The 25722-nt window shown below is 75.4% G+C and carries 21 protein-coding genes; 10 read left to right on the forward strand and 11 right to left on the reverse strand.

The genetic code is table 11. The annotated features are described in order from the left end of the window. Positions 1–45: 45 nt before the first annotated feature. The 4 genes from HK417_RS10245 to HK417_RS10260 form a co-directional block, all read right to left on the reverse strand. Entirely contained in the window at positions 46–5925 is a 5880-nt protein-coding gene (locus tag HK417_RS10245) for a DUF3320 domain-containing protein (protein WP_222266039.1), read from the reverse strand. Between the two features lie 108 nt (positions 5926–6033). After that, positions 6034–6273: a hypothetical protein gene (locus HK417_RS10250; protein WP_222266041.1), complete on the reverse strand. Its 240-nt coding sequence runs from the start codon at positions 6271–6273 to the stop codon at positions 6034–6036. A 180-nt stretch (positions 6274–6453) separates the two neighbouring features. After that, entirely contained in the window at positions 6454–7317 is an 864-nt protein-coding gene (locus HK417_RS10255; protein WP_222266043.1) for a DUF2382 domain-containing protein, read from the reverse strand. A 239-nt stretch (positions 7318–7556) separates the two neighbouring features. Next, the gene (locus HK417_RS10260) at positions 7557–8969 is read right to left on the reverse strand and encodes a cation:dicarboxylate symporter family transporter (protein ID WP_222266045.1); all 1413 of its coding nucleotides are present in this window, start codon (positions 8967–8969) and stop codon (positions 7557–7559) included. A gap of 147 nt (positions 8970–9116) precedes the next feature. Here HK417_RS10260 and HK417_RS10265 point away from each other — a divergent pair, with 147 nt between their 5' ends. Together HK417_RS10265 and HK417_RS10270 are read left to right on the forward strand one after the other, a co-directional pair. Then, positions 9117–10748, forward strand: a complete 1632-nt coding sequence (locus tag HK417_RS10265) for a sensor histidine kinase (protein ID WP_222266047.1) — start codon at positions 9117–9119, stop codon at positions 10746–10748. After that, positions 10745–11416 (forward strand): response regulator, encoded by a 672-nt coding sequence (locus HK417_RS10270; RefSeq protein ID WP_308123492.1) that lies wholly within the window; start codon positions 10745–10747, stop codon positions 11414–11416. The genes HK417_RS10265 and HK417_RS10270 overlap by 4 nt, the downstream gene beginning before the upstream one ends. Before the next feature lie 32 nt (positions 11417–11448). Here the strand turns inward: HK417_RS10270 and HK417_RS10275 are convergent, their stop codons facing one another. Beyond that, on the reverse strand, positions 11449–12231 hold the full coding sequence (locus HK417_RS10275) for a DUF899 family protein (RefSeq protein ID WP_222266049.1): 783 nt from the start codon (positions 12229–12231) through the stop codon (positions 11449–11451). A gap of 104 nt (positions 12232–12335) precedes the next feature. Beyond that, the gene (locus HK417_RS10280) at positions 12336–13130 is read right to left on the reverse strand and encodes a TetR/AcrR family transcriptional regulator (RefSeq protein WP_308123493.1); all 795 of its coding nucleotides are present in this window, start codon (positions 13128–13130) and stop codon (positions 12336–12338) included. Between the two features lie 198 nt (positions 13131–13328). Between HK417_RS10280 and HK417_RS10285 the strand changes: the two genes are divergently transcribed. From HK417_RS10285 to larA, 3 genes are all read left to right on the forward strand, one after another. Then, a complete protein-coding gene (locus tag HK417_RS10285; RefSeq protein ID WP_222266053.1) occupies positions 13329–14312 on the forward strand; it encodes a ferritin-like domain-containing protein in 984 nt (327 codons plus the stop codon). Between the two features lie 113 nt (positions 14313–14425). After that, a complete protein-coding gene (locus HK417_RS10290) occupies positions 14426–14881 on the forward strand; it encodes a hypothetical protein (RefSeq protein WP_222266055.1) in 456 nt (151 codons plus the stop codon). Between the two features lie 127 nt (positions 14882–15008). Further along, a complete protein-coding gene (larA, locus tag HK417_RS10295; RefSeq protein WP_222266057.1) occupies positions 15009–16286 on the forward strand; it encodes a nickel-dependent lactate racemase in 1278 nt (425 codons plus the stop codon). Positions 16287–16373: 87 nt separating this feature from the next. Here the strand turns inward: larA and HK417_RS10300 are convergent, their stop codons facing one another. The 3 genes from HK417_RS10300 to HK417_RS10310 are packed head-to-tail and all read right to left on the reverse strand — an operon-like array spanning position 16374 to position 19742. Then, positions 16374–16673, reverse strand: coding sequence for a UBP-type zinc finger domain-containing protein (locus tag HK417_RS10300; protein ID WP_222266059.1), 300 nt, complete (start codon positions 16671–16673; stop codon positions 16374–16376). Next, a complete protein-coding gene (locus tag HK417_RS10305; RefSeq protein ID WP_222266061.1) occupies positions 16673–18079 on the reverse strand; it encodes an ATP-binding protein in 1407 nt (468 codons plus the stop codon). Before HK417_RS10305 ends, HK417_RS10300 begins: the two co-directional genes overlap by 1 nt. 1 nt (position 18080) lies before the next feature. Further along, positions 18081–19742 carry an FAD-dependent oxidoreductase gene (locus HK417_RS10310; RefSeq protein ID WP_222266063.1) on the reverse strand — a complete coding sequence of 554 codons (1662 nt, stop codon included), beginning with the start codon at positions 19740–19742 and terminating at the stop codon, positions 18081–18083. Positions 19743–19937: 195 nt separating this feature from the next. Between HK417_RS10310 and HK417_RS10315 the strand changes: the two genes are divergently transcribed. The 4 genes from HK417_RS10315 to HK417_RS10330 all read left to right on the forward strand — a co-directional run bounded on the left by HK417_RS10315 (position 19938) and on the right by HK417_RS10330 (position 23373). Further along, entirely contained in the window at positions 19938–20621 is a 684-nt protein-coding gene (locus HK417_RS10315; RefSeq protein ID WP_222266065.1) for a maleylpyruvate isomerase family mycothiol-dependent enzyme, read from the forward strand. Positions 20622–20742: 121 nt separating this feature from the next. Continuing rightward, on the forward strand, positions 20743–21168 hold the full coding sequence (locus HK417_RS10320; protein ID WP_222266067.1) for a YciI family protein: 426 nt from the start codon (positions 20743–20745) through the stop codon (positions 21166–21168). Beyond that, positions 21165–22460 carry an RNA polymerase sigma factor gene (locus tag HK417_RS10325; protein WP_308123494.1) on the forward strand — a complete coding sequence of 432 codons (1296 nt, stop codon included), beginning with the start codon at positions 21165–21167 and terminating at the stop codon, positions 22458–22460. The genes HK417_RS10320 and HK417_RS10325 overlap by 4 nt, the downstream gene beginning before the upstream one ends. A 19-nt stretch (positions 22461–22479) precedes the next feature. Then, a complete protein-coding gene (locus HK417_RS10330) occupies positions 22480–23373 on the forward strand; it encodes a potassium channel family protein (RefSeq protein ID WP_222266069.1) in 894 nt (297 codons plus the stop codon). 8 nt (positions 23374–23381) lie between these two features. Here the strand turns inward: HK417_RS10330 and HK417_RS10335 are convergent, their stop codons facing one another. Both HK417_RS10335 and HK417_RS10340 read right to left on the reverse strand, forming a co-directional pair. Then, the gene (locus HK417_RS10335; protein WP_308123495.1) at positions 23382–24626 is read right to left on the reverse strand and encodes an MFS transporter; all 1245 of its coding nucleotides are present in this window, start codon (positions 24624–24626) and stop codon (positions 23382–23384) included. Positions 24627–24678: 52 nt separating this feature from the next. Further along, the gene (locus HK417_RS10340) at positions 24679–24879 is read right to left on the reverse strand and encodes a hypothetical protein (RefSeq protein ID WP_222266071.1); all 201 of its coding nucleotides are present in this window, start codon (positions 24877–24879) and stop codon (positions 24679–24681) included. 56 nt (positions 24880–24935) lie between these two features. On the opposite strand from HK417_RS10340, the gene HK417_RS10345 reads away from it, so the two are divergent. Next, positions 24936–25721 (forward strand): SDR family NAD(P)-dependent oxidoreductase, encoded by a 786-nt coding sequence (locus HK417_RS10345; RefSeq protein WP_222266073.1) that lies wholly within the window; start codon positions 24936–24938, stop codon positions 25719–25721. The last annotated feature ends 1 nt before the right edge of the window (position 25722 follow it).

Raw genomic sequence — 25722 nt, forward strand, 5'->3', positions numbered from 1 at the left:
CGCGACGTGCCGACGCCAGCCGCCGCCCGGAGTGTCCCCCAGGGGTCAGGCGGGGACGAGCCGGTCCGGCTCTCCGGCCAGCCGGCCGGAGGCCCGGGCGTGGGCCAGCGCGGCCTCCAGCAGCGGCTGCTGCGCGGGAGTGCGGCGGCGGTGGCCGAACACGCCGATGGTGGCCGTGAACAGCGCGTCCTCCGGGAGCCCGTCGGCGGCCCGGGCCAGCGCCACCATCGCGTTGGCGACCTCCTCGGGGGCCACGTGCTCCAGCGGCCGCAGGGTGCTGCTCGCCTGGCGCCGGAAGCCGGTCCAGCTGTCCCTGTCCACGCCCTTCGGCCAGACGTAGTCGCCGTCGAGAGCGGACGGCGGCAGCAGCCCCAGCAGCGCGTCGCGGCGGGACTCGGTCACCCGGGTCAGCCCGAACGCGCCCGCGGTGAGCCGGGCCAGCCGGTCGCGGTGCACCGGTCCCTCGGCCCGGATGCCGGCGTTGAGCACCCGCCGCACGGCCTTGGCGACCGTCGGGTCCTTCAGCTGGTCCAGCTGCTGCTTCTCCCCGGCGGGCTTCGGCGTCCAGGCGACGAACGGCTGCTCGTCGTCCAGCGGCGCCTGCTCCGACTTGGCGGCCGTCCTGCGGGCGGCACGCCTGACCGCCGGCGCCGGGTCCTCCTCGGCCGTTCCCGCGGGAACGTCCTCCGGCGCGGGACCGACGGGCTCGGGATCGGGAACGGCCGTCTCGGGATCGACGGGCGGTTCGGTGCTGGCCGGGGCGGTCGACCGCCGGAAGGGGAGCACCTCGGCGAGGGGACCGTCGTAGAACTCGGCCTCGACCACCTCGGACTCGACCTCGGCGACCACCGGCTCCGCGACGGGCAGCTCCGCAACGGGCAGTTCGGGAACGGTGAGCTCGGTGGCCGGCTGCTCGGGGAGCGGCACGGACCCCACCGCGGCGGCCAGCCGGTCGACCACGCCCGCGCGGTCGGCGGTCCAGGTCGGCAGCCAGACCCGCTCCACCGCGGGCCAGCCCTGCCGGCCGCGCAGCACCTCGACCGGCACGACGTCCCGGTCGCCGACGGTGTCCCGCCCGGCCCACTCCGGACCGTCCAGCAGCACGGCCAGCACCGGGGTGCCCGGAGCGCCGGGGGAAGCGACGGTGAGGTCGACCCGGAGGCCGGAGAGCCCGACGTCGGTGCGCACCACGAGGCCGCGCTCCCGCAGTGCGGCGGCGACGTCCTCCCGGTGCAGGTCCAGCTCCCCCGCGGCCCGGGCGCCCCGGGGCAGCGCCTCGACGCCCCGCGCCGCGAGCTCCAGGTACGCCCGCAGGTGCCGCACCCCGGCGGCCGCGGTCTCCTCGGCGGGCAGCTGGTCCGGCGCGAAGGACGTCACCACGACGACCTGCCGCCGGGCCCGGGTGACCGCCACGTTGAGCCAGCGCTCGCCACCGGCCCGGCTCAGCGGGCCGAGGTCCAGCGGCACCCCGCCGTCCCCGTCCGGGCCGAAGCCGATCGACAGCAGGACGACGTCCCGCTCCTCGCCCTGCACAGCCGCCACCTGGCGCACGAGCAGCCGCTCGTCCGCGGCGCCGTCCAGGGCCGTGAGCACCCGCTCGTCGCCGCTGGTCCGCAGCAGCCGCTCGACCAGCGTCCGCTGCGCGCCGGTGAGCGTGACGACGGCGAACGAGGAGGCCGGGTCGGTGGCCAGCCGCCGCCGCACCTCGGCCACGACGGCCGCGGCCTCACCCGGGTTGGTGTCACGCTCCCGGCCGGCCCGCATGAAGCGGCCCGGCACCTGCAGGAGGGAGATCGCGTTCCGGCCGGCGGACGGCGCGGGGAACGAGCGCAGCCGGTCGCCGTAGTGCAGCGCGTTGCTGAAGGCGATGAGCAGCTCGTCCCGGCTGCGGTAGTGCCAGGACAGCTCCAGCCGCGGCACGCCGGCCCGCAGGCAGGCGGCGAGCAGGCCGTCGTCCTCGGCGGTGGACGGCGGCAGCTGCCGGCTGTCCCCGACGACGACCGCGGACCGGGCCCGGCCCAGCGCGCCCAGCGCCTCCGCGACCGGCAGCTGCGAAGCCTCGTCCACCACGACCAGGTCGAACAGGTCCGCGGTCGGCGGCAGGAAGCGGGCCACCGAGTCCGGGGTGGCCAGCACGACGGGCATCGCCGCGGTGACCAGCTCGCCGTAGGTGGACAGCAGACCGCGCAGCCCCAAGCCGCGACCCTGGCCCGTCAGCTCACCCCGCAGCGCACCCAGCCGGCCGCCGGTCCCGGCGGAGCCGCCGTCCCCGTCGGTGCCGCCGTCCAGGCGGCGGGCGGCGAGCGCCGCGGCCGGCAGCGCGGCCGTCAGCCGGGAGCGCACCGCCCCGGCCGCCGCGGGCAGCCGGATGGCCGTGGCCTCGTGGCGGCCCGGGTGGAAGGCGTCCAGCCCGGTGACGGCGGCGCGCTCGGCGAGCGACGCCTCGGCCAGGCCGCGCTCGAAGGCGCGGACCGCGTCCTCGGCCGGCAGCAGGCCGTGCAGCAGCAGCCGGCGGGCCTCGGCGAGCCCGGCCAGGCGCAGCGGCTCGAGGGTGTCCAGCAGGCTTACCCACCGGCGCAGGGACATCGGGTGCACGTACTCCACCCCGCGCTCGGGCCGGGTCATCGTCCAGTGCAGGACCAGGCCCGAGTTCCCGGACCACTCGTCCAGCAGGGCGGAGTTGCTGGCGCAGACCGTCAGCAGGTGGCGGACGGTGTTCCGCAGCCGGACGACGGTGCGCGCCGCGGCCGGGTCGGCGACCGGGCCGGTGGCGAGGAAACGGCGCAGCCCGCGGGGGAAGTCGCCGTCCCCGGCGATCGACGCCGCCGCCCGCCGCAGCCAGCGCACCTCGGCGTCCAGCAGCAGGTGGCCGTCGTCGAGGAACGGGTTCCAGCGGGCCGGCACCTGCAGGCCCGGAACGGCGGACGCGCGCTGGGCGATCGACTGGACCGTCCCCTGCACCCGGCGCAGCGCGGCGGTCAGCTCGGGCACGTCCTTGGTGCGCACCCCGGCGCCGGGCCGCAGCGCCGGCGCGAGCTGGTCGCGGACCGCGGCGAGCCGGGTCCGGCGGCCGATCAGGCTGCTCGCGGCGGCGGTCTGCGCCTGGACGAACAGGTCGCCCAGCGGGAGGTCGAGCGCGGCCGGGGTGGCCACGTCCAACCCTGGGTGCTCGGCGGCCACCAGGGCGGCCACCTCGGCGAGCAGGTCGTCGGTCGCCGCCGTCCAGCGGTCCGTGCGCACCTCGTCGAGCACGTCGAGCGGCAGCCGGGGGCCGGCCAGCACGTGGGTGATCGCGGCGAGGTCCTCGGGGGTGGAGGCCGCCCGCAGCACCGCGGCGAGCGCGCCGTCGGCGGGCAGCTCCCGGACCGCGGTGTCCACCGCCAGCGCCGCCTGCTGGACGGCGTCGATGTCGACCTCGACGGTGTCGATGAAACCCCAGCCGTGCCCGACGGCCGGATGGGCCCGGGAGGCGATGTCCGGCAGCAGGGCCAGCGCCCGGCGCACGCCGGTCACGGTGTCGGCGTCGGCGTCGGCGGCGAAGGCCAGGGGCACCGGCAGCGCCGCGACCTCGGTGCCGGCGGCGAGGAGGGCCCGCTGTGCCGACGCGAAACTGGTCCCGGCGGGGTTCGTGGCCGACAGCTGCTCGGCGTAGCGGGCCTGCGCCTGCCGCGACTGGTGCAGGACCTCGGTGTCGGCGGCCAGCCCGGCGACGTCCAGCTCGAACGTCGCGTCCAGCGCCGCGCGCAGCTGGGCGCGGACCGCGGCCGGCCGGCCGCCGGTCCCGTGCAGGTCCAGCGTGAGCGGCCGCAGTCCCACGGACTCCAGGCGGCGGGCGACGACGTCCAGCGCCGTCCGGTTGGCCGCCACGAACAGCGCCGGGGTGCCCCGGGCCGCCGCGCGGCTGAGCAGGTTGGTGATGGTCTGGGACTTCCCGGTGCCCGGCGGGCCCTCGAGGACGAAGGTGTCCCCGGCCAGCGCCGCGGCCACGGCCCGCAGCTGGGCGCCGTCGGCGGGCAGCGGGCAGGCGGCGGCCAGCTCGTCGAGCGCCGCCGGCACGGGGGCCGCGGAGAGGGCGGGCAGCGGCTCCTCGTCGGTGCCGAGCAGGCGGGCGACCAGCGGCGCCGCAGCGAGCTCGTCGCGGTGGGCGGCGACGTCCCGGGCCACCCGCTGGGCGGCCAGCGGCAGCACGGCCAGGTCGGCGGTGGGCTCGATCAACCACGGCAGGTCGTGCGCTGTCAGCGCCCGGCCGACCGCGGCGAGGGTGGCGGCGAGGTCCGGGCCGGCGTCGTCGTCCGGGTCGCCGAGGCCGGGCACGGTGAGCCCGTGCACCTGCGCCAGGTGCTCCAGCAGAGCCTGGTTCGGTGAGCCGGTGCCGGCCTCGTCCAGGCAGAGCCGGGCACCGCGGCCGTCCGGCGCGGGGGAGAGCAGCACGGGGAGCAGGTAGAGCGGCGAGCGCATCGGCCGGCCGTCCTCCGCCCAGACCAGCGTGCCCAGCGCGAGGTGCAGCTCGTTGACGCCGGTGCGCTCCAGCACGTCCCGGGTCCGGCGCACCAGCAGCTCCCGCCGGGGCGCGGCCTCGGCGGCGGGGACGGCGAGGTGCGCGGTGCGCTGCTCGGTGAGCAGCCCGCTCAGCGTCTCCGCGGGCAGCTCGGCGGCGGCGCGGACCCAGTGCTCGCGCAGCTCCGCGGTCGGCTCGTCGCCGTCCAGCAGGGTGAGGGTGGCCCCGCCGCGCAGCAGCTCGGTGAGCACGGGGAGGGCCGTGCCGGGCAGGGTGAGCGGCAGGACGTCGCACCCGGACAGGTCCATCAGGTCGTTCAGCGGCGTGGCGGGGGGCATCTGCCCGGCCGGCGGCTCGGGCGCGGCGTCCGCGGGGGCTCCGGAGGGCAGCGGCAGCACGCCGTCCTCGCGGGCCCGGTGCACGTCGGTGACGCCGAGGACCCGGTACAGGTCGCCGGCCAGCCAGGCGGCGTAGGCCGGGTGCTGCAGGTCGGCGGCGTCCTCGGCGCCCTCGGTGAGGATCGTGGTCTCGATCAGCCGCAGCAGCCCCTGGTCGACGGCGTCGCGGAGCGCGGCGACGTCGGTGGTCGCCGTCGTGGCCGCGCTGCGCTCCTCCCGCCAGTGGCCGAGGAAGGCGTGCCCGTCGACGATCCACAGCAGCGGCCGGATGCCGACCCGCTCGCAGGCGGCGGCCAGGGTGAGGACGAGGTCGAGCGCGGTCCCGGACCGCTCCCCGAGGACCTGGCCCGGGCTGCGCACGACCTGGCCCTCCTCGGACCAGCTGGCCGGCGACGGGGTGCGCCGGACCGAGCAGCGGCGCAGGGCCCAGGCCAGCGCGTCGACGACCTCGTCCACCCGCTCCGGGCCCTCGCCGTAGCCGGGCATGCTGCCGCTGCCGGTGCCCTCCTCGAGCAGCGCCGCGGCGTCCGCCACGAGCGCGGCGAGCGCCGGGTCCTGCGGCCGGACGTGCGTGGCGAGCAGCTCCAGGGCGAGGGGGAGGGGGGTCGCCAGCCACTGGCCCCCGGCCAGCACCTGCACCGGGACCCGGCGCTGGGCGAGCACCTGCCCGTCGGCTTCGACCTCGACGTGGACCCAGCCGGGTCGCCGCTCGGCAACCCGCGCCAGTGCGGCCGGGGCGAGGGTCGGACCGGCGTCGCTGAGCACGGTGGGGTGCTCCGCGGCCAGGTCGGCCCGGCGCTCGACGGCCGCGCCCAGCGGTCCCTCGGCGTCCTGCACGGTCAGCCGGACGACGGCGCCCCGGACTGCGCAGCCCGTGCTGCGCAGCGACAGGCGGGGGACGACCGGGACGCCGGTGTGGGCGAGTGCCTGGCTGAGGACCGGGGTGACGCTCAGCTCGATCGCCACGGGCGGCGTCAGCGGTGCGACGTGCGCGGCGGCGGCCGGCTGCGGATCGGCGGCGTTCCCCATGGACCTTGTGTACCTGGTCGGACGGACCGGTCCGGTCCGGCGCACCGAGGCTGGGACGGCTGTGACGTCAGGTGCCTGGTGGTTCCTCGTCCCGGCCGGCGAGGTGGGTCAGAGGAGGGCGAGCTCGCTGCAGGCGGGGCAGAGGCTGTCGCAGACCTCGGCCTGCGGTGGCCAGGGCACCTCTTCGTCGCGGGCGACGTAGACGCCGCAGAGCGCGATGCGGCCGCGGGCGCCGCTCAGGCCGAGGGTCGCGTGCGCGGGGCCGATCAGCCGCGCCTGCCGGCCGGCCGGGTCGCTGAGCGATCCGACCATCATCACGGCGCGGGCCGTGCGGTAGGTGAAGCCCATGGGCACAAGATGTGAGACGACGGCGTCCCGGTGGGGCGACACGCCTACCGGGACGCACCACCGGCCCCAGGAGACCCCTGGGCCTCACCGGACTTGACGAACCGGCGGGACGTCGTCCCGCCGGAGCGCCGTCGCCGTCGGCCTCCCCCTCACCGACGGCGACGGCACTCTCCTGCGGCGTCAGCGGCGGTCGGTGCCCCGCGTGGTGCCGTCGGTGTTGGTGTCGATCTGCTCCTTGCGCACCGTGTCGGTCACCTGCTGCTGCTCGGTGACCGTCTCGGTGTCCAGGCGGACGCGCTCGACCGGCACGGCCTCCTTGTCGACCACCGGGCGCTCGGCGTGCAGGACGACCTCGTGCTCCTCCTCGGAGATCGCCGGGCCGTCCAGCGCCGCGCCGACGTTGCCGTCGGTGATCGGCTCGCGCTCGATCCGGACCTCCTCGCGGGAGACCGGGACCGTCGTCGTCACGTCTTCGGTGACGACGTACTTGCGCAGCCGGGCGCGGCCCGCCTCGACCCGCTCGGTGCCGACGTTCAGCCGCTCCTCGGAGCGGGTCATGGCGTCGTCGGTGGTCGGGCCGGAGGTGTCGTGGCCGACGGTGCGACCCTCGAGGTCGTCACGGACGCCGTTGCCGTCCCGGTCGCGACCCAGGCCGGTGCCGGCCGCGAGGCCCTGGCCCGCGGTGCCGGTCGTCGTGTCGTAGCCGGCGGTGGTGTCGTAGCCGGCGGTGCCGTTGCCCACGCCGTAGTAGCGGTAGAGCTGCTCCTCCTGCTCGGGGGAGAGGTGGCCGTCGGCGTCGACGCGCGGGGCGTCCTTGACCTTGGCCTTCTGATACGGCACGCGCAGGGTGCCGTCGGCGATCTGCGCCTCGGCCAGCGGCACGAAGGTCTCCGAGGTGCCGAACAGGCCGGTGGAGACCGTTGCCCACTCCGGGCGGCCGGTCTGGTCGTCGAGGTAGACCTGGCCCACCTTGCCGAGCTTGTCGCCGTCGGTGTCGATGGCGTTGCTGCCGATGATGGTGTTGATGTCCTGCTGCGAGATCATGGGCGTCCTCCCAGTAATGGTTCCGGTTGTCTCGGACGGCTGGGCCGAGCCCTGCCGGCCGTCCGCCGATCAGTTGAGTAGCCCCGCCGTTTACGTTGTAAACGCATCTGCGGGCCATTTCGGACGTCATGGGCGTCCTGGACGACCGACGGCGCCGCTCCGGTCTCCCGGAGCGGCGCCGTCTTCCTCACTCACCCTGCCCACGCCGGGCCGTGATCACTCACGGCCCGGCGTGCTCGTCAGTGCGAGAGCGCCGCCGCGCGCTGGGCGCTGCCGGCGTCCTGCTGGCCGGGTCCGGCGTTCGACGCCGACGCCGGCTCCTCGAGGTCGTGCGGGTCGAGCATCGTGGACTCGTCGAACGGCGCCCGACCGGAGAGCGCGGCCTCCAGCTGGGGACGGTCGAGCTCCTTGGTCCAGGTGGCGACCAGCACCGTGGCGACCGCGTTGCCGGCGAAGTTGGTCAGTGCCCGGGCCTCGGACATGAACCGGTCGATGCCGACGATGAAGCCGACGCCGTCCAGGAGCTCCGGCTTGTGGGCGGCGAGCCCGCCGGCCAGCGTGGCCAGGCCGGCGCCGGTGACCCCGGCCGCGCCCTTCGAGGCGATGATCATGAAGGCCAGCAGGCCGATCTGCTCCCCGAGGGACAGCGGGTCGCCGAGGGCCTCGGCGATGAACAGCGAGGCCATGGTCAGGTAGATCGCCGTCCCGTCCAGGTTGAACGAGTACCCGGTGGGCACCACGATGCCGGCCACCGGCTTGCTCACCCCGGCGTGCTCCATCTTCGCGATCAGCCGCGGCAGCGCGGTCTCGGAGGAGGAGGTGGAGACGATGAGCAGGAACTCCCGGCCCAGGTAGCGCAGCAGGCTGAGGACGTTGACGCCGGACACCACCCGCAGCAGCAGGCCGAGGACGACGAAGACGAAGACGATGCAGGTGGCGTAGAAGCCCAGCATGATGATCGCCAGGCTCTTGAGCGCGTCCATGCCGGTCTCGCCGACGACCGCCGCGATCGCCCCGAAGGCGCCGATCGGGGCCACCCACATGACCATGGCGAGAATCCGGAAGACCAGCTTCTGGAGGTGGCCGATGCCGCGCAGGATCGGCTCACCCGCGCGGCCCATCGCCTGCAGCGCGAACCCGACCAGCAGCGCGACGAGCAGGGCCTGCAGCACCGATCCGTCGGTGAGGGCGGAGAGCAGCGTGGTCGGGATGAGGCCGAGGACGAAGTCGGTGGTGCCGCCGCTCTCCTCGGCGGTCGAGGCGAGCTCCGCGCCGCGGCCGGCCAGCGACTCGTTGAGCTGCAGGCCCTCCCCGGGGTGCAGGACGTTGCCGACCACGAGGCCGATGGCCAGCGCGACGGTGGACATCAGCAGGAAATAGGCCAGTGCCAGCCCGCCGACCCGGCCGACCTTGGACGCCTGCCGGATCGAGCCGATGCCCAGCACGATCGTGCAGAAGATGACCGGCGCGATCAGCATCTTGATCAGCCCGACGAACGCGGTGCCGATCCACTTCAGCCCGGTGGCGAACTCGGGGAAGGCGAAGCCGACCGCGATGCCGAGGGCGACGGCGGCGATGACGGCGAGGTAGAGCCAGTGCGTGCGGTCCCGCCGCTCAGCGCGGGGGCTGGCGGCTTCGGTGCCTGTGGCCATGTCTGCTCCTGTGGAGTCGGCCGGGGGTGCGCGGGCCCCGGAGAGGTGGTGCGGCGAACTCTCCGGGAGCGGGTGACGGGGGTCACGCATTTGTTCATTACGTTCACCGGGACCGCTGCAGCCCAGGTGGGGCGGGACACTCGACGGGTGCCGAAGCGCGGGTCGTCGTCCGTCCGCGGCCGCCGGGACCCCAGCCTGGCCCGCCGGTTGTTGCTGCTGCAGGCGCTGGTCGTCGCCGTCGTGGTGCTGACCTCCGCCGTCGTCGCCTGGATCGACGCCCGGCAGGCGGTCCGCGAGCAGGCGGAGGCGCGGGCGACGGCGGTGGTCGAGGCGCTGCGCGCCTCGCCACTGGTCCTCGACGCGGTCGGGGGGCCCGACCCGACGGCGGTGCTGCAGCCCTACGTGGAGCGGGTGCGCGCCGGCGCGGGCGTCGCCTTCATCACCGTCATGGCCCCCGACCGCACCCGGTACACCCACCCCGACCCGGCGCAGATCGGCCGGCCGTTCCTCGGCACCGTCGCGCCCGCCCTGGCCGGCCGCACCTTCACCGAGACCTACACCGGCACGCTCGGCCCGTCGGTGCGGGCCACCGGCCCCGTGGTCGGCCCCGACGGCGACGTCGTCGCGCTGATCTCCGCCGGCATCACGGTCGACCGGATCGGGAGCGACCTCACCCGCGCGCTCCCCGGCGTCGTGGGCACCGCGCTGGCCGCCCTGGCCGTCGGGGCGGCCGGCAGCTGGGCGCTGTCCCGCCGGCTGCGGCGCCAGACCCACGACCTGTCCGCACGGGAGATCGGCCGGGTGCTGGAGTACCACGAGGCGGTGCTGCACGCGGTCCGCGAGGGCCTCCTGCTCGTCGACGGGGAGCGCCGGGTGCAGCTGGCCAACGACGAGGCGCGCCGGCTGCTCGCGCTCGACGACGACCCCACCGGCCGCCGGGTCGAGGACCTCGGGCTGCCCGCCGAGCTCACCGAGCTGCTCCTCGGCCAGGCGCCGGCCGTCGACGAGGTGCACGTCACCGGCACCCGCGTGCTGGTGGTCAACCAGGCCGCCACGCGCCCGGGCGGCCGCCGCGCGGGCACCGTGGTCACCCTGCGGGACCACACCGACCTGCAGGCGCTCACCGGTGAGCTGGACAGCGTGCGGGCCTTCGCCGAGTCACTGCGCGCCCAGGCGCACGAGGCCGCCAACCGGCTGCACACGACCGTCTCCCTCGTGGAGCTCGGGCGCACCGGTGAGGCCGTGGAGTTCGCCACCGCGCAGCTGGAGAGCGCCCAGCGGCTCACCGACCGGGTCGTCGCAGCGGTGGAGGAGCCGGTGCTCGCGGCCCTGCTGCTCGGCAAGGCCGCGGCGGCGCACGAGCGCGGCGTGCAGCTCGAGATCGACCCGATCACCTCAGTCGGGGCCACCGGGTTGCCGGCCGGCGACATGGTCACCATCCTCGGCAACCTCGTGGACAACGGCGTCGACGCGGCTCTCGCCGGGAACCCGCCGCGGGAGGTACAGGTCGCCGTGTGGACCGAAGGGAACCGGCTGGAGATCCGGGTCGAGGACACCGGGCCGGGCATCCCCGAGGAGCACCTGGCGCACGTCTTCCAGCGCGGGTGGACGACGAAGGAGTCGACCGCCGCCCCGGCGGGTCTCGGGCGCGGGCTGGGGCTCGCCCTCGTGGCGCAGGCGGTGCGCCGGCTGGGCGGCACCCTCGCCGTCCGGCCGGGTGCCGGCGCGGTCTTCGAGGTGTCGCTGCCGCTGCGGACCCCCGCGGAGCTGGCCCGGTGACGATCGCGGTGCTCGTGGTGGAGGACGAGCCGGTGGCCGCCGAGGCGCACCGCGCCTACGTCGACCGCACGCCGGGTTTCGTCACCGCGGCCGTGGCCGGCACCGGCGCGCTCGCGCTGGACGCGCTGGCCCGGGTGCCGGTCGACCTGGTGCTGCTGGACATGAACCTGCCCGACACGCATGGGCTGGACCTGTGCCGGCGGATCCGCGGCGCGGGCGCCGACGTCGACGTGCTGGCGGTGACCTCGGCGCGGGAGCTCGCCACCGTGCGGGCGGCCGCGGCGCAGGGCGTCGTCGGCTACCTGCTCAAGCCGTTCACCTACCCGGCGCTGCGCGACCGGCTGGCCGCCTACGCCGAGTACCGCGACCGGCTGCGCGGGGGAGGGGAGGTGGCCGGGCAGGACGACGTCGACCGGGCGCTCGGCTCGGCCCGCCCGTCCCGGTCGGCCCCGCTGCCCAAGGGGATGGGCCGGGAGACGCTGGACACGGTGGTGGCCACGCTGCGCGGCGCGCAGGGGCTGTCCGCGGCCGAGCTCGCCGCGGCGATCGGCGTCTCCCGGATCACCGCGCGCCGGTACCTGGAGTACCTCGCCGACGGCGGGCTCGCCGACCGGGTGCCGCGCTACGGCGGTGCGGGCCGGCCGGAGCACGAGTACCGCTGGCGCTGAGCGCCGCCGCGGCCGTGCTCCGGGTCGGCCGGTCAGGAGTGGTCGCCGTGCCGGCCGAGGGACTCCACGGGGGTCGCGCCGGGGCGGGTCCACTGCGGCACGGGGCGGCTGGTCGGGCCCCAGGTGGCGCTCCCGTCGGCGTCCGTGCGCCAGTACCAGCACGCGTCGCGCCCCGCCGGCCAGCCCTCGGGCTTGTCCTCCCACGCCTCACCGCGCCCGTAGGGCGTCATGTCGAGCAGGGCGAACGACCCGTTGGCCGGCTCGATGCCCCGGCCCGTCGTGGAGTAGGTGAGGAACGTGCGGTCGCCGTCCCGCAGGAAGCAGGTGAGGTACCCCATCTCGCCGCCGACCGGCTCCTCGACACCGCGCACCGAGTACCAGGGCTGGGTGTAGCCCATGAACTCGACGAAGGAGGCCACCTCGTCCCACCGGCCGGTGGTCAGGACGGCGAAGGCGACGCCGCGGGCGTTGAGGTAGACGGTGTCCTTCATGTGCCAGGCAGCGTCGGTGCAGCCCTCGCACTGCCCCTGGTGGGGCGCGCCGTCGTACCACATGTGCTTGTAGACCACGAGCTCGTCGCGGCCCTGGAACAGGTCCAGGAACGGGACCGGGCCGTCGGGTCCGACGACCTGGACCGACCCGTCGAACTCCACCATCGGCAGCCGGCGGCGGGCCGCGGCGAGGGCGTCGCCCTCGTGGGTGTGTGCCTTCTCGCGGAGCAGGAGCTCGTTCCGGGCGGCCTGCCAGGTGGCCAGGTCGACGACGGGCGGGCGGCCGGGCGGCGCGGTGGCCGGGTTCCTCGGCGTGGTCGTCATGGCGTCCTCCGTGGGATCTCGAGCCGGGCGGCGTCGTCCGACGTCCTGCGACACCAGACAGGACCCGTGATCCGGCCGGAACTCATCGCGGCGGGGCCGGCTCCTCAGAGGTCGGCGACGGCGCCGTCGGAGTTCTGTGCCTCGTGCAGCACCCGCTCCAGCCGGTCGAGCAGGTTCTCCAGCGACTCCTCGAACTCCGCCGCCGACTTGTCCTGGCCGAGCAGCGGCTCGGTGCGGGTCAGGTGCGGATAGGCGCTGAGGTCGGTGCGCCGCCGGGCGCCGGGGTCGCCCTCCGGCTGGTCGAGCAGGCTTACCTGGGCGCCGATCTGGGTGACCTCGAGCAGCAGGTGCCCGAGCAGGAAGCTGGAGTAGGCGCGGTAGGCGGCGACCGCGGCCTGGTCGGAGAACCCGGCCCCGGACAGGGTGCCGAGGAAGGACTCGACCATCCGCAGGCTGCGCAGCGGCGGGCGGACCCAGGGCGCGGCGGGCGGGCGGCTGGCGATCAGCGGGAACACCGACGGGTGGGCCAGCGCGATCCGGCGCACGCCGTGGCCGAGGCGCATCAGGTAGTCCTGCCAGCCGGCGTGGTCGTCGAGGAAGATGTCGTCGCCGTCCTCGGCGTCGAACAGCGTCTCGACGACGGCGTCGACCACCCCGTCGAGCAGGTCCTCCCGGCCCGGGACGTAGCGGTAGAGGGCCATCGCCTCCACGCCGAGCGAGGACCCGAGACGCCGCATGGTCAGCGCGGCCAGCCCGTGCGCGTCGATGAAGTCGATGGCGGCCTGCACGATCCGCTGCCGGTCCAGGCCACCAGGTCGGGTCAGCTGGGCAGCCGCCTCGCCACCCTCCTGGACGGCGATCAGGTCAGGGTCGCGTGCGTCGTCGCTGGTCGTCGCCACTGGTTCTCTCCCTGCAGGTCGTCCCATGGTCCGCGCCGGCCCGCTGTCGGCGCGGGGTCCGGGTGGGGGCGTACCCCGTCGGGGGCAGGTACGCGTGACGGGGCTCACCGCTAGCCGGAGTGCTTGCTCTAGTTAGCGCACGGGGTGGACGGGGCAAGGCAGGGGAGACAGGTCATCCGCCGATCCGAGGAGTTCCTCGTGCCCGACACCACCGCCCTGATCACCCAGCTCCGCGCGCTGCTGATGCTGACCCAGACCGAGGAGCAGATCGCCCGGATCCGGGTCGCCCAGGCCCGCACCGACGCGGTCCGCCGGGAGCTCGAGCAGAACGCCCACCACGCCGCCGAGCGCACCACCGCCATCGCCGAGCAGCTGCGCGCCCTCGGCGGGGTGGCCGACGTCGTCACCCCGGCCGTCGGCCGGATCGCCGCCCTCGTCAAGAGCACGGTCGAGCAGGCCGGCCCGATCGACGAGGCGCTGCTGGGCGACCTGCAGCTGGAGCACCAGCTGTTCGACCGGGCCACCTACCTGAAGGTCCTGGCGCAGGTCGCGAAGGAGCCGGAGGTGGAGCGGCTCGCCGAGCGGCTGATCACCGCGCACAGCGCCACCGTGGAGTGGCTGGCCGTCGTCCTCGCCGAGGAGGCCCTGGGCGGGCCGGCCGCGCTGCGGCCCACGCCGTTCCAGCGGGTCGCCGTCGGTGCGGCGCGGCTGGCCAACCTCCCCGTCCGGTTCGCCGCGAACACGGTCAACCGGGCGATGGACACCGCCCAGCACGCGGGCGAGCAGACCGGCGGGACGTTCACGACCGTGGTCGACGACGTCCGGCACCGGGCGGGCGCGCTCACGGGTGCGGTCCGCGAGACGGTGAACGTCGGCCGGATCACGTCGCTGCGCCGCGCCGAGGAGATCGCACGGCAGGAGGGCAACGACACCACGGCTGAGGCCGTCGCCGCGACCCGCCGGGAGCTCGGCGACCTGACCGCCGACGAGCTGCCCATCAAGGGCTACGACTCGATGAGCACCGCTCAGATCGCCACGGCGGTCGAGGACGTCACCGAGCCGGAGGACCTGGACATGCTGATCCGGTACGAGGAGACGCACAAGGCGCGGTCGAGCGCCGTCAGCGCCATCCAGACCCGGCTGGCCGCGCTCGCGAAGGAAGCGGTCGGCATCGACAGCTGACCGCGGCGCCCGGTCGCGGGGCCCGCACGCACCGCCAGGACCGACCGCGCCCGGGGACGAGAGGTGGATCACGAACTGGTTGCGAGCGCGATCACCGGGCAAGGGTGTCTCTCATGAGCACAGTTCCCGAGGTCGCCATCACCCCCGAGGTGCTGGAGGGCGAGTTCTCGCTCGTGACCGCCGTGACCCGGCTGGACTTCCTCAGCCGCCGAGACAACGTCGTCATCGACAAGCCCGTGGACTCCGTCGAAGACGACGACTGGATGAGCCTCCGCAGCATGGGCACCTCCCTGGACGCCGAGGAGGCACTGGAGCTGCTGGCACTGGGCGAGGTCGTGGCGCGGAAGGCGCACGGCGGCCGGAACCTCGGCATCTGGGCGGCGCTGCGCGGCGGGTGTGACTGGAGCCGGATCGCCGCGGCGCTGGACACCACCCCCGCGCAGGCGTGGGACGAGTACGCGGCGTGGCTGGACGCGCAGGTCGAGGCCCGCGCCGCTGGGTACCCCGACGCGCTCGACGCCGCCACGGTCACGGTCGCTCGGGAGCGTGCCGGCCGCCGTCCCGAATAGCCCGCACCGTTCGACCGGCCGCCGCCGGGAGCGCCGCTCCCGGCGGCGGCCGCGCGTCCGGGGCGCGACCGGCGGAACCCCGGCGTAGGTGGTCTGATGAGACCACTCGACGGCGAGGAGGCCTGACATGCCGCAGGTGACGCTGGCCTACGGGCGGACCGGGCTCCCGGTCGAGGTCCCGGACGGCGCCTCGGTCATCACCCCCGTCCAGCACCCGGCCGCGGCCGACGTGCCGGCCGAGCTGCGCCGGGCGCTGCGGGAACCGGTGAGCGGGGCGCCGCTGCGCGAGCGGGTCCGTCCGGGGCAGACCGTGGCCATCTCCGCCTGCGACGGCACCCGCGCGCAGCCGCGGCACCTGATGATCCCCGCCGTCCTCGAGGAGCTCGACGGGATCGTCGACCTCGACGACGTCGTCGTCCTCGTGGCGACCGGCACCCACCGCGCCAACACCGACGCGGAGCTGCGGGCGATGTTCGGCGACGAGGTCGTCGACGCGGTGCGGATCGTCAACCACGACTCCCGCGCCCCGGACACGCACCGCTGGATGGGCACCTTCGGCGCCGGCGTGCCGGTCTGGCTGAACGAGCAGTGGGTCGACGCCGACGTCCGGATCACCACCGGGTTCGTCGAGCCGCACTTCTTCGCCGGCTTCTCCGGCGGGCCGAAGATGGTCGCGCCGGGGCTCGCGGCGCTGGACACCGTGCTGGTGCTGCACGACGCGAAGCGGATCGGCGACCCGCGCGCGACGTGGGGGGTCACCCAGGGCAACCCGGTGCACGACGACGTCCGCGCGATCGCCGCGGCCGCCGGCGGCGTCACGTACTCCTTCGACGTCGTGCTCAACACCCGCCAGGAGGTCATCGAGGCGTTCGGTGGCGACGTGCTGGAGATGCACGCGACGGCGATCGAGCGGGCCCGCGCGGTGGCCATGGCCCCGGTGGAGGCGCCGTTCGACGTCGTGGTGACCAGCGGCGCCGGCTTCCCGCTGGACCAGAACCTCTACCAGTCGGTGAAGGGCATGTCGGCGGCCGCGCAGGTCGCCCGCCCGGACGGCCTCATCGTCTGCGCCGCGGAGTGCGCCGACGGGTTCCCCGACCACGGCTCCTACCGGGAGGTGCTCACCTCCGCGGAGTCACCCGAGGCGCTGCTGGAGCTGATCTCGGCCCGCGAGCAGACGGTGGCCGACCAGTGGCAGGTGCAGATCCAGGTCCGCATCCAGTCCGCGCACCGGGTCGTCATGCACACCTCGCACCTCAGCGACGCCCAGCTCGCCGAGGTGCACCTGCGCCAGACCGACGACATCGCCGCCACGGTGGCCGAGGCGGTCGCCGCGGCCGGTCCGGACGCGCGGGTGTGCGTGCTCCCGGAGGGCCCGCAGACCATCCCGTACGTCCGCGCGGCCTGAGGGCGGCGTCGATCAGGTGACCTGACCCAACGCGGTCCTCCCGCACCAGCGTTGGTGCGGGAGGACAGGCGGTGACCAGGTGACTGATCACTGCTCGCCGGCGGCGGGGAGGAGCACGGCCTGGTCGGGGTAGCACCAGGCCCAGTGCTCGGTCGGCTCGGCGGAGGCCACCACCGGGTGCTCGGTGGCCTGCCAGTGCGCGGTCGCGTGCCGGTTGGGGGAGGAGTCGCAGCAGCCCACGTGGTCGCACACGAGGCAGCGGCGCAGGTGCACCCAGCGGCCGCCGGTGCGCACGCAGTCCTCGCAGACGTCGCCGGGCCGCGGCTCCACGACCAGGCTCCCGGTGTGCCCGCAGACGTCGCCGTCCTGCACCTGCCAGCTGGTCATCACCGCCTCCTCGGGAGCTTGACGCAGAACGTCGTCCCGCCCGGGCCGGTCGTGTAGGTGAGCTCCCCGCCGTGCCGGCGTCGCACGATCCGGTGCGCGTTCTCCAGCCCCAGCCCGCTGCCCCGACCGGCGGGCTTGGTGGTGACGAACGGCTCGAACAGCTGCTCCCGCACCGCCTCCGGGATGCCCGGACCGTCGTCGGTGATCTCGACGTAGACGGCGTCGTCGTCGGCGCGGGTGCGCAGGGTCAGCACCCCGGAGCCGTCCATCGCGTCGGCGGCGTTGTCGATCAGGTTGGTCCAGACCTGGTTCAGCTCGGCCGGGTAGCCCGGCACCCGGGGCAGGTCGGGGTCGTACAGGCGGCGCACCTCGATGCCGTTGAGCTTGCGGGCCAGCATCACCAGGGTGCTCTCCAGTCCCGGCTTGAGCTCGACGTCCTGGTGCCGGGCCTGGTCGAGGTGGGAGTACTGCTTCACCGCGCCGACCAGCGAGGAGATGCGGGTCGTCGCCTCCTCGATCTCGTCCATCAGCGCCTCGGTCTCCAGGCTGTAGCGCAGCCAGCCGAAGGCGGCGTCCCACTCCAGCCCCGAGTCGACCTGCTCCACGACCTCGTCGACCCAGTCGGCGTCCATGCCGGCGGCGGCGAACACCGGCGCGAACTCGTAGGCGTGCGAGACGCCGACCTCCTCCAGCCGGTCGGACAGCGCGTCCTCGAGGTCGCTCTCCGCAAGGGCGGAGAGATCCGTGCGCGGCTTCCGCGACCGCTCCACGGCGGCCTCCTGGGTGCCGACCAGCCGGGACACCAGCTCGGGGGACAGCCCGCCCTCCGCCAGGAGCTTGAGCTTCGAGCGCATCCCTGCGACCCGGGAGCGCAGCTGCTCGGTGGCCCGCACGGCGGCCGCCGCGGGGTTGTTCAGCTCGTGGGCGAGGGTGGCCGACAGCTGGCCCAGCTGCACCAGGTGCTGCCGCTGGCGCATCGTCGACTCGGTCGCCCGCACGCCCTCGTAGATGCCGTCGAGCAGGTGCACGGCCATCGGGCACTGCCGGTGCACCAGGTCGGCGAAGTCGTCGGCGGGCAGGCGCAGGAAGCGGCTGGGCTGGGTGGTGCGCAGCGTCGTCTGGTAGTTGGGGTCGCGGCTGCGGGTGAAGGCCCGTACCGCGCCGGCGTAGGAGCCGCGGTGGGTGGAGTCGTTGAGGACGACGTCCTCCCCGTCGGTGGACTTGGACAGCAGCAGCCCGCCGTCCAGGAGCACGTAGAGGGCGTCCGACGGCTCGCCCTCGGCGAAGACGACGACGTCGGCGTCGTACACCCGCACGTCGGAGCGCTCGGCGACCCACCGCTGGTCCTCGGCGGCCAGCTCGGCGAACAGGAACAGGCTGCGGACCACGTCGAGCTCGACGGCCATCTCAGATCGCCTCCAGGTAGCGGTGCACCAGGGTCACGGCCATCGCGCCCTCGCCGACGGCGGACGCCACCCGTTTCACCGACTCGGCGCGGACGTCCCCGGCGACGAACACCCCGGGCACCGAGCACTCCAGGTGGTACGGGGCGCGGGACAGCGGCCAGCCCGCCGGCGGCCGGCCCTCCGGGTCCAGCAGCGCCGGGCCGGTGCGCAGGAACCCGCGGTCGTCCCGGTCGAAGGCCTCGCCCAGCCAGTCGGTGAGCGGCCGGGCGCCGATGAACACGAACAGCCGGGACGCCGGCACGGTCCGGGTGGCGCCGGTGACGGCGTCGGCGAGCACCAGCCGCTCCACGTGCTCACCGCCCTCGACGGCGACCACCTCGGTGCAGGTGCGGACCTCGATGACGTCCGAGGCCTCGACCCGGGCCACCAGGTACTCGGACATGCTGCGCCGGATGTCCGGGCCCCGGCAGAGCATCACCACCCGGCCGGCGAACTTCGCGAAGTGCAGCGCCGCCTGGCCGGCGGAGTTCGCCGCCCCGACGACGTAGATCTCCTCGCCGCGGCAGTTCAGTGCCTCGTGCGGGTCGGCGCCGTAGTAGACGCCGCGACCGGCGAACTCCTCGGCGCCCCGCGCCGGCAGCCGGGCCCAGGCGACGCCGGTGGCCAGGACGACGGCGTGCGCGGTGACCTCGCTGCCGTCGGCGAACCGGAGCACCCGCCCGTCGCCCTGCGGCGCGATCTCGGTGACCTCCGCGGTGGTGAGCACCTCGACGCCGAACTTCACCGCCTGGTCCCGGGCCCGCTGGGCGAGCTCGGCGCCGGAGACGCCCCGGGGGAAGCCCAGGTAGTTCTCGATCCGGCTGCTCGTGCCGGCCTGCCCGCCGGTGGCGGTCCGCTCCACGAGCAGGGTGCGCAGCCCCTCGCTGCCCGCGTACACCGCCGAGCCCAGCCCGGCCGGCCCGGCGCCCACCACGACGACGTCGTAGAACGGGCTGCCCGCGCTGGTCGGCAGGCCGCAGGCGTCGGCCAGCGTGCGCGGTGTCGGCCGGCTGAGCACGGTGCCGTCGGGGAGGATCGTGGCCGGCAGCCGGGCGTCGTCGGTGAGATCGGCGGCGAGGCGCATCGCGGCCGCGTCCTCGCCCTGCACGTGCCGGTAGGGCACCTGGTTGCGGGCGAGGAACTCCTTGAGCTCCTGCGTCTCGGCCGACCACTGGTGGCCGAGCAGGCTCACGCCCTCGAACGGCGCCCGCGCGGTCCGCTTCCAGTCCTCCAGCAGGTCGTCCAGGACCGGGTAGAGCAGCTCCTCCGGCGGGTCCCAGGGCTTGAGCAGGTAGTGGTCGAGGTCGACGTCGTTGATCGCGCGGATCGCGGCGTCGGTGTCGGCGTAGGCGGTGAGCAGCACGCGCTTGGCGGTGGGCGCGAGGTCCATGGCCTGCTCCAGGAACTCCACGCCGGTCATCCCGGGCATCCGGTGGTCGGCCAGCAGCAGCGCGGTCGACTCACCCCGGGCGGTCAGCTCCCGGAGGACGGCGAGCGCGTCCGCGCCGCTCTCGGCGCGGACCACGCGGCAGCGGTCGCCGTAGCGACGGCGCAGGTCACGGGCGACGGCACGGCTGACCGCGCGGTCGTCGTCGACGGTCAGCAGGACGGGTCGGGCGGGCACAGGACCTCCGGTCGGCGCCTCAGGAACGCCCACCCCGACAGGCGGGCCCCGGTGGCGGCTCCATCCAACCCCGCGGCTGCGGGGCACCGGAAGGCCTCGCCGCGCCGTGCTCTGGCAGCCCGGCCCGGAGCGCGGGAGGGTGGCCGCCATGACAGCCGCGACCGCACGCCCCGCCCGCCTGGCCGGAGACCGCCGATGACCGCCCCGGTGGAGGTCCTGGACTGGTGGGAGCGCGGCGAACGGCACCTCGGTACAGCGCTGGGCCGGCTGACCGACGAGGAGTTCGACGCGGACTCGCTGCTCGCCGGCTGGTCCCGGCGACACGTCCTCGCTCACCTGGTGGACGACGCCGACCGGCTGGCCGCGGCGCTCGGGAGTGCCCGCACCGGCGGGCGGTCACCGGCCGCCTCGGCCGACGGAGCCCAGCTCGAGCAGGTGGAGGCGCTGCCACCGGACCAGTTGCGCGCCGCCGTCCTCGCCGGGACCCAGCGGCTGGCCGAGGCGGTGCGCGCGATGCCCGACCCCGCGTGGTCGGCCCAGCTGCGCGGTGCGGACGGGCACGAGACGTCCGCCGCGGAGGCGCTGTGGCGGCGCTGCCGGGAGGTCTGGGTGCACGCGGTCGACCTGGCCGCCGGGATCAGCTTCGCCGACGTCCCCGACGACGTCCTGGCCGCGCTCGTGGACGACGTGTTCCGGACCTGGGACGCCGCGGACCGGACGCCCGACGTGGTGCTGTTCGCCGGGGACCGCGAGTGGGGCACCGGCGCCCTCGCCGTCGCGGGCCCGCTCGCGGCGGCGACCGCCTGGGTGACCGGGCGCGACGCGGGGGAGGACCTGCAGGCCGACGGTCCGCTGCCCACCCTGGCGCCCTGGATCTGATCCGCTCGGCGGGCCGTGTCGAAAACGGGGCCGCCCGATCGTCGGAACGGTGGAGCGGGGAGCGCGCCGGTCGACAGGATCGGCGGTCCACGCTCAGCACGACCGACCTGAGGAGCAGCAGATGCGGTTCATGGTGATCGTCAAGGCCAGCGAGGACAGCGAGCGGGGCGTGATGCCGACCGAGCAGGAGCTCGCGGAGATGGGTGCCTACAACGAGGAGCTGGTCCGGGCCGGCGTGATGCTGGCCGGCGAGGGGCTGCACCCCAGCTCGCGGGGCGCCCGCGTGCGGTTCGCCGCGGACGGCTCGTCCACCGTGGTCGACGGCCCGTTCGCCGAGACCAAGGAGCTGGTGGCCGGCTTCTGGATCCTGCAGGTCTCCTCCCGCGAGGAGGTGCTGGAGTGGGTGAAGAAGGCGCCGTTCCGCGACGGTGAGGTGGAGGTGCGCCAGGTCTTCGAGAGCGACGACTTCGGCGACGCGATGACCCCCGAGCTGCGGGAGCAGGAGGACCGCATGCGGGCGACCGTCGCCGAGCGCCAGGGGTCGTGAGCACCTCCTCGGCCGGGCCGGCGGCGGTCGACCCCGACGTCGTCCGGCGGACGGTGGACGCCGTCTGGCGGATGGAGTCCGCCAAGCTGATCGGCGCGCTGACCCGGGTCACCGGGGACGTCGGCCTGGCCGAGGAGCTCGCCCAGGACGCGCTGGTCGCCGCGCTGGAGCGCTGGCCGGAGACCGGGGTGCCGGCCCGGCCGGGCGCCTGGCTCACCGCCACCGCCAAGCACCGGGCGATCGATGTCTTCCGGCGCGCGCGGCGGCTGGCGGACCGGACCGAGCAGCTCGGCCGGGAGCTGGTCGAGGCCGAGGAGCCGGACTGGGCGGCGGCGCTGGACGAGGTCGTGGCGGACGACGTCCTGCGGCTGGTCTTCATCTCCTGCCACCCGGTGCTGGCCCGGGAGGCCCGCGTGGCGCTGACCCTCCGCCTGGTCGGCGGCCTGACGACCCCGGAGATCGCGCGCGCCTTCCTGGCGCCGGAGGCGACGGTGGCGCAGCGGATCGTGCGGGCCAAGCGGACGCTGACCGCCGCCCGGGTGCCCTTCGAGGTGCCCAGCGGTCCGGAGTTCACCGCCCGGCTGTCCTCGGTGCTCGAGGTGGTGTACCTGGTGTTCAACGAGGGCTACGCGGCCACCGGTGGCGCGGACTGGACCCGGCCGGACCTCTGCGCGGAGGCGCTGCGGCTCGGCCGGGTGCTGGCCGAGCTGACCCCCGGTGAGCCCGAGGTGCACGGTCTGGTCGCGCTCATGGAGATCCAGGCGTCCCGGCTGGGTGCCCGCACCGGCCCCGGCGGCGAGCCGGTGCTGCTGCTGGACCAGGACCGCGGCCGCTGGGACCGGGTGCTGATCGGCCGCGGGCTGGCGGCGCTGGAGCGGGCCACGGGGTCCGGCCGGGCGCTGGGGCCCTACGGCCTGCAGGCCGCGATCGCCGCCTGCCACGCCCGCGCCCGCACCGCGGCGGAGACCGACTGGGCACGGATCGCCGCGCTGTACGAGGCGCTCGCGGAGCTGACGCCCTCGCCGGTGGTGGAGCTCAACCGGGCCGTGGCGGTCGGGATGGCCTACGGGCCGACGGCCGGGCTCGAGCTGGTCGACGCGCTGACCGGGGTCCCGGCGCTGCAGCGCTACCACCTGCTCCCCAGCGTGCGGGGCGACCTGCTGGTCAAGCTCGGCCGCCCCGCCGAGGCCCGGACCGAGTTCCTCCGGGCGGCGTCGCTGACCCGCAACGAGCGCGAGCAGGCGCTGCTGCTCAACCGCGCCACCGCGTGCCCAGGTCCTCCGCCGGGCTGAGCGCTGGCACGCTGGGCGCGTGGACGGCGGCGTGGCCTGGCTGGTGACCGCAGCCGGCGCGGCCGTCGTCCTCGTGGCGCTTCGGGACGTCTTCCACACGCTCTGGCACCCCAGCGGGCACGGCGGGCTCAGCCGCCGGGTCATGCGTCTGGTCTGGCGGATGGGGCGTGGCCCCCGGCGGCACGGGGGCAGCGGGGTGCTCGCCGGGCCGCTGGCGATGGTGGTCGTCGTCCTGGTGTGGGTGACGCTCGTCGTGGCCGGGTGCGCCCTCGTCTACTGGCCCCACCTGCCCGGGAGCTTCGACCTCGGCGGCGAGGCGCAGGCGCGGGGCGGGCACTTCCTGGACGCGCTCTACCTGTCCGCCGTCACGGTGGGCACCCTCGGGTTCGGGGACATCGTGCCGACGTCGGAGTGGCTGCGCGTGGTGGTGCCGGTGGAGGCGCTGATCGGCTTCGCCCTGATGACGGCGGCGGTCACCTGGGTGCTGCAGATCTACCCCGCGCTCACCCGGCGGCGGGCACTGGCCATCCGGCTGTCGCTGCTGCAGCGCGTCGACGCCCGGCGGCTGGTCGACGACCCGGACAGCGACCTCGCGGCGCCGCTCCTGGAGAGCCTGGCCACCGAGCTGGTGCAGGTGCGCGTCGACCTCACGCAGTACCCGGAGACCTACTACTTCCGGGACGGCGACGCGGAGGCGTCGCTGCCCGCGGTCCTCGGCGTCGCCGGCCACCTGCGGTGGGCGGCCGCGCAGGCGCCCCGGCTCGACGCGCGGGTCGCCGGCGAGCTGCTGGGGCATGCCATCGACGACTTCGCGGCGGTCGTCGACCAGCAGTTCCTGCGCGGTGGGCTGGGCTCGGAGCAGGTGCTCGCCGCCTACGCCGCAGACCATGGCCACCGGACGACCATGGGCTGAGCCACCGCTCAGCCGGCCGGGCGGATCGTCCGGGGCATGCGCAGCGCGGCGACCAGCGCCAGCCCGACGACCCCGGCGCTCACCCCGAACGCCCACTGGTAGGACATCGCGTCGGCGAGCCAGCCGGCGACCAGGGGGCCGGTGATCGCGCCGAAGTCGGCGACCATCTGGAAGACGGCGACCACCTTTCCGCCGCGGGCCGGGCTGACGTCGCCCACCACCGCCGCCGGAACGCTGGCCAGCAGGGACGCCGCCAGCCCGAACACCGCCATGGACACGAGGAACACCGCGGTGACCGGCGGCAGGACCAGCAGGACGAGCGAGGCGGTCGCCAGCGCGGAGCCCAGCACCAGCGAGGGCCGACGTCCCCACCGGTCCGACAGCGTGCCGGCGCGCAGCAGCCCGAGCGCCTGCGCGACGGAACCGGCCAGCAGCCCCGCCCCGGCCCAGGCCGCGGTCAGCCCGAGCGCCTCGGTGACGTACAGCGGGACCAGCGAGTTGCGGACCCCGAACAGCACCCAGCCCACGCCGAGGTTGGCCACCAGCGCCGCCACGTAGGCGCGCGACCGCAGCGCCGCGCGCACCCCGGCGGGGCCCGGCGTCAGCGCGCCGGCCGGGTCCGCGCCGCCGCCCCGGTCGGTCCCCGGGGCCACCGGGTCGCCGGCCGAGGCAGGGTGCTGCCCGGGCCGGGGCCGCAGGAACACCAGCGCCACCACGCCGGCGACCAGCAGGAAGCCCGCGTACACGAGGAAGGGCAGCCGCGGGGAGACCTCGGTCAGGAAGCCACCGGCTCCCGGGCCGGCGATGCCGCCCAGGATGAAGCCGCCCTGGTAGGTCGCCGCGGCGCGGCCGCGCTGGTCGGCCGGCGCGGTGCGCAGCAGCAGGGACAGCGACGCGACGGTGAACATGGCGCTGCCCAGCCCCCCGGCGCCGCGCAGGGCCACGAACACCGGGAAGCTGCCGGCCAGGCCGGCCGCGCCGGTGGTCACCGCGACGATCACCAGGCCCGCGGTCAGCACGGTCCGCTCGCCAGCCCGCTCCACGAGGGCGCCGCCGGCGAAGGCGGAGACGAAGCGGAAGAACGCGAAGGTGCTCACCGCCAGCCCGACGGCCGTCGTCCCCACGCCGTAGGACCGGGCGAACAGCGGGATGGCCGGCGCGACGACGCCGAAGCCGAGGGCGACCACGAAGGCGACGGCCGCCAGCACGCCGACCTCCCGGGGCAGAGCGGTTCCCCCGCGGCGTCGGCGCACGAGGAGGGATCCTCTCAGGCGCCGGACCGGGGCGCGGGCACGCGTCCGGACGTCAGTCCAGGGCCTCGACGCGGCGGAGGAAGGAGCGGACCGCCAGGTGGTGCGCCAGCGGCTCGCGGTGCTCGTCGCACGCCGTCCAGACCTTCTCCCGGTCCGGGGTGTGGATCCGCGGGTTGTTCCACACCAGCCGCCAGCGGGCCGGGGCGCGGCAACCCTTGCCCGAGCAGATCACCGGGATCTCGCCGTCCGTCACGCCCCGAGTCTGACCGAACCGCGATCATCGACGTCCCCGCTGGGTAGGAGGACCGCATGACGGACACCAAGCCCCTCGCCCTGGTCACCGGTGCCTCCAGCGGCATCGGGTTGGAACTCGCCAAGCAATTCGTCCAGCACGGCTTCGACCTCGTGGTCAACGCCGAGGACGACGGTCTGGAGCAGGCCGCGACGCTGCTGCGCACCGACGGTGCGGACGTCACCGCCGTGCAGGCCGACCTGCGCACGCCCGAGGGCATCGAGCAGCTGTGGACCCGGGTGCAGGCGCTGGGGCGTCCGCTGGACGCCGCGGCGCTGAACGCCGGCGTCGGCGAGGGTGGCGCCTTCGTCGACACCGACTGGGCCAAGGACCTGGAGATCATGCAGCTCAACGTCGTGTCGACGGCCGCGCTGCTGAAGCTGGTCCTCACCGAGATGACCCGGCGCAACGCGGGCCGCGTGCTGGTGACCTCGTCGATCGCCTCCACCCAGCCCGGTTCGTACCAGGCCGTCTACAACGCCTCGAAGTCGTTCGTGCAGTCGCTGACCGAGGCGGTGCAGGACGAGCTGAAGGACTCCGCCGTCACGATCACCACCTTGATGCCCGGCCCCACGGACACCCACTTCTTCGCCCGCGCCCACATGCTGACGACCGGGATGGGCAAGGGTCCGAAGGACAGCCCCGAGGACGTCGCCCGGCACGGCATCGAGGCGCTGCTGGCCGGGGAGAAGAAGGTCGTCGCGGCCTCGCTCGCGGTCAAGGCCCAGGAGGCGCTTAACCGGGTGCTGCCCGACTCGGTCAAGGCCGCCGGCAACCGGGTGCTGGCCAAGCCGCGGGACTGAC

Source organism: Modestobacter marinus (assembly GCF_019799945.1).
In the GTDB taxonomy this organism is placed as follows: domain Bacteria; phylum Actinomycetota; class Actinomycetes; order Mycobacteriales; family Geodermatophilaceae; genus Modestobacter; species Modestobacter marinus_B.

What these genes read in the sequence shown, in the direction of transcription:
- HK417_RS10275 (WP_222266049.1), bottom strand. Translation starts at nt 12,231, where the DNA reads ATGACGACCACGCCGAGGAACCCGGCCACCGCGCCGCCCGGCCGCCCG.
- HK417_RS10320 (WP_222266067.1), top strand. Translation starts at nt 20,743, where the DNA reads ATGCGGTTCATGGTGATCGTCAAGGCCAGCGAGGACAGCGAGCGGGGC.
- HK417_RS10245 (WP_222266039.1), bottom strand. Translation starts at nt 5,925, where the DNA reads ATGGGGAACGCCGCCGATCCGCAGCCGGCCGCCGCCGCGCACGTCGCA.
- HK417_RS10315 (WP_222266065.1), top strand. Translation starts at nt 19,938, where the DNA reads ATGACCGCCCCGGTGGAGGTCCTGGACTGGTGGGAGCGCGGCGAACGG.
- HK417_RS10255 (WP_222266043.1), bottom strand. Translation starts at nt 7,317, where the DNA reads ATGATCTCGCAGCAGGACATCAACACCATCATCGGCAGCAACGCCATC.
- HK417_RS10300 (WP_222266059.1), bottom strand. Translation starts at nt 16,673, where the DNA reads ATGACCAGCTGGCAGGTGCAGGACGGCGACGTCTGCGGGCACACCGGG.
- HK417_RS10250 (WP_222266041.1), bottom strand. Translation starts at nt 6,273, where the DNA reads ATGGGCTTCACCTACCGCACGGCCCGCGCCGTGATGATGGTCGGATCG.
- HK417_RS10305 (WP_222266061.1), bottom strand. Translation starts at nt 18,079, where the DNA reads ATGGCCGTCGAGCTCGACGTGGTCCGCAGCCTGTTCCTGTTCGCCGAG.
- HK417_RS10290 (WP_222266055.1), top strand. Translation starts at nt 14,426, where the DNA reads ATGAGCACAGTTCCCGAGGTCGCCATCACCCCCGAGGTGCTGGAGGGC.
- HK417_RS10260 (WP_222266045.1), bottom strand. Translation starts at nt 8,969, where the DNA reads ATGGCCACAGGCACCGAAGCCGCCAGCCCCCGCGCTGAGCGGCGGGAC.
- larA (WP_222266057.1), top strand. Translation starts at nt 15,009, where the DNA reads ATGCCGCAGGTGACGCTGGCCTACGGGCGGACCGGGCTCCCGGTCGAG.
- HK417_RS10345 (WP_222266073.1), top strand. Translation starts at nt 24,936, where the DNA reads ATGACGGACACCAAGCCCCTCGCCCTGGTCACCGGTGCCTCCAGCGGC.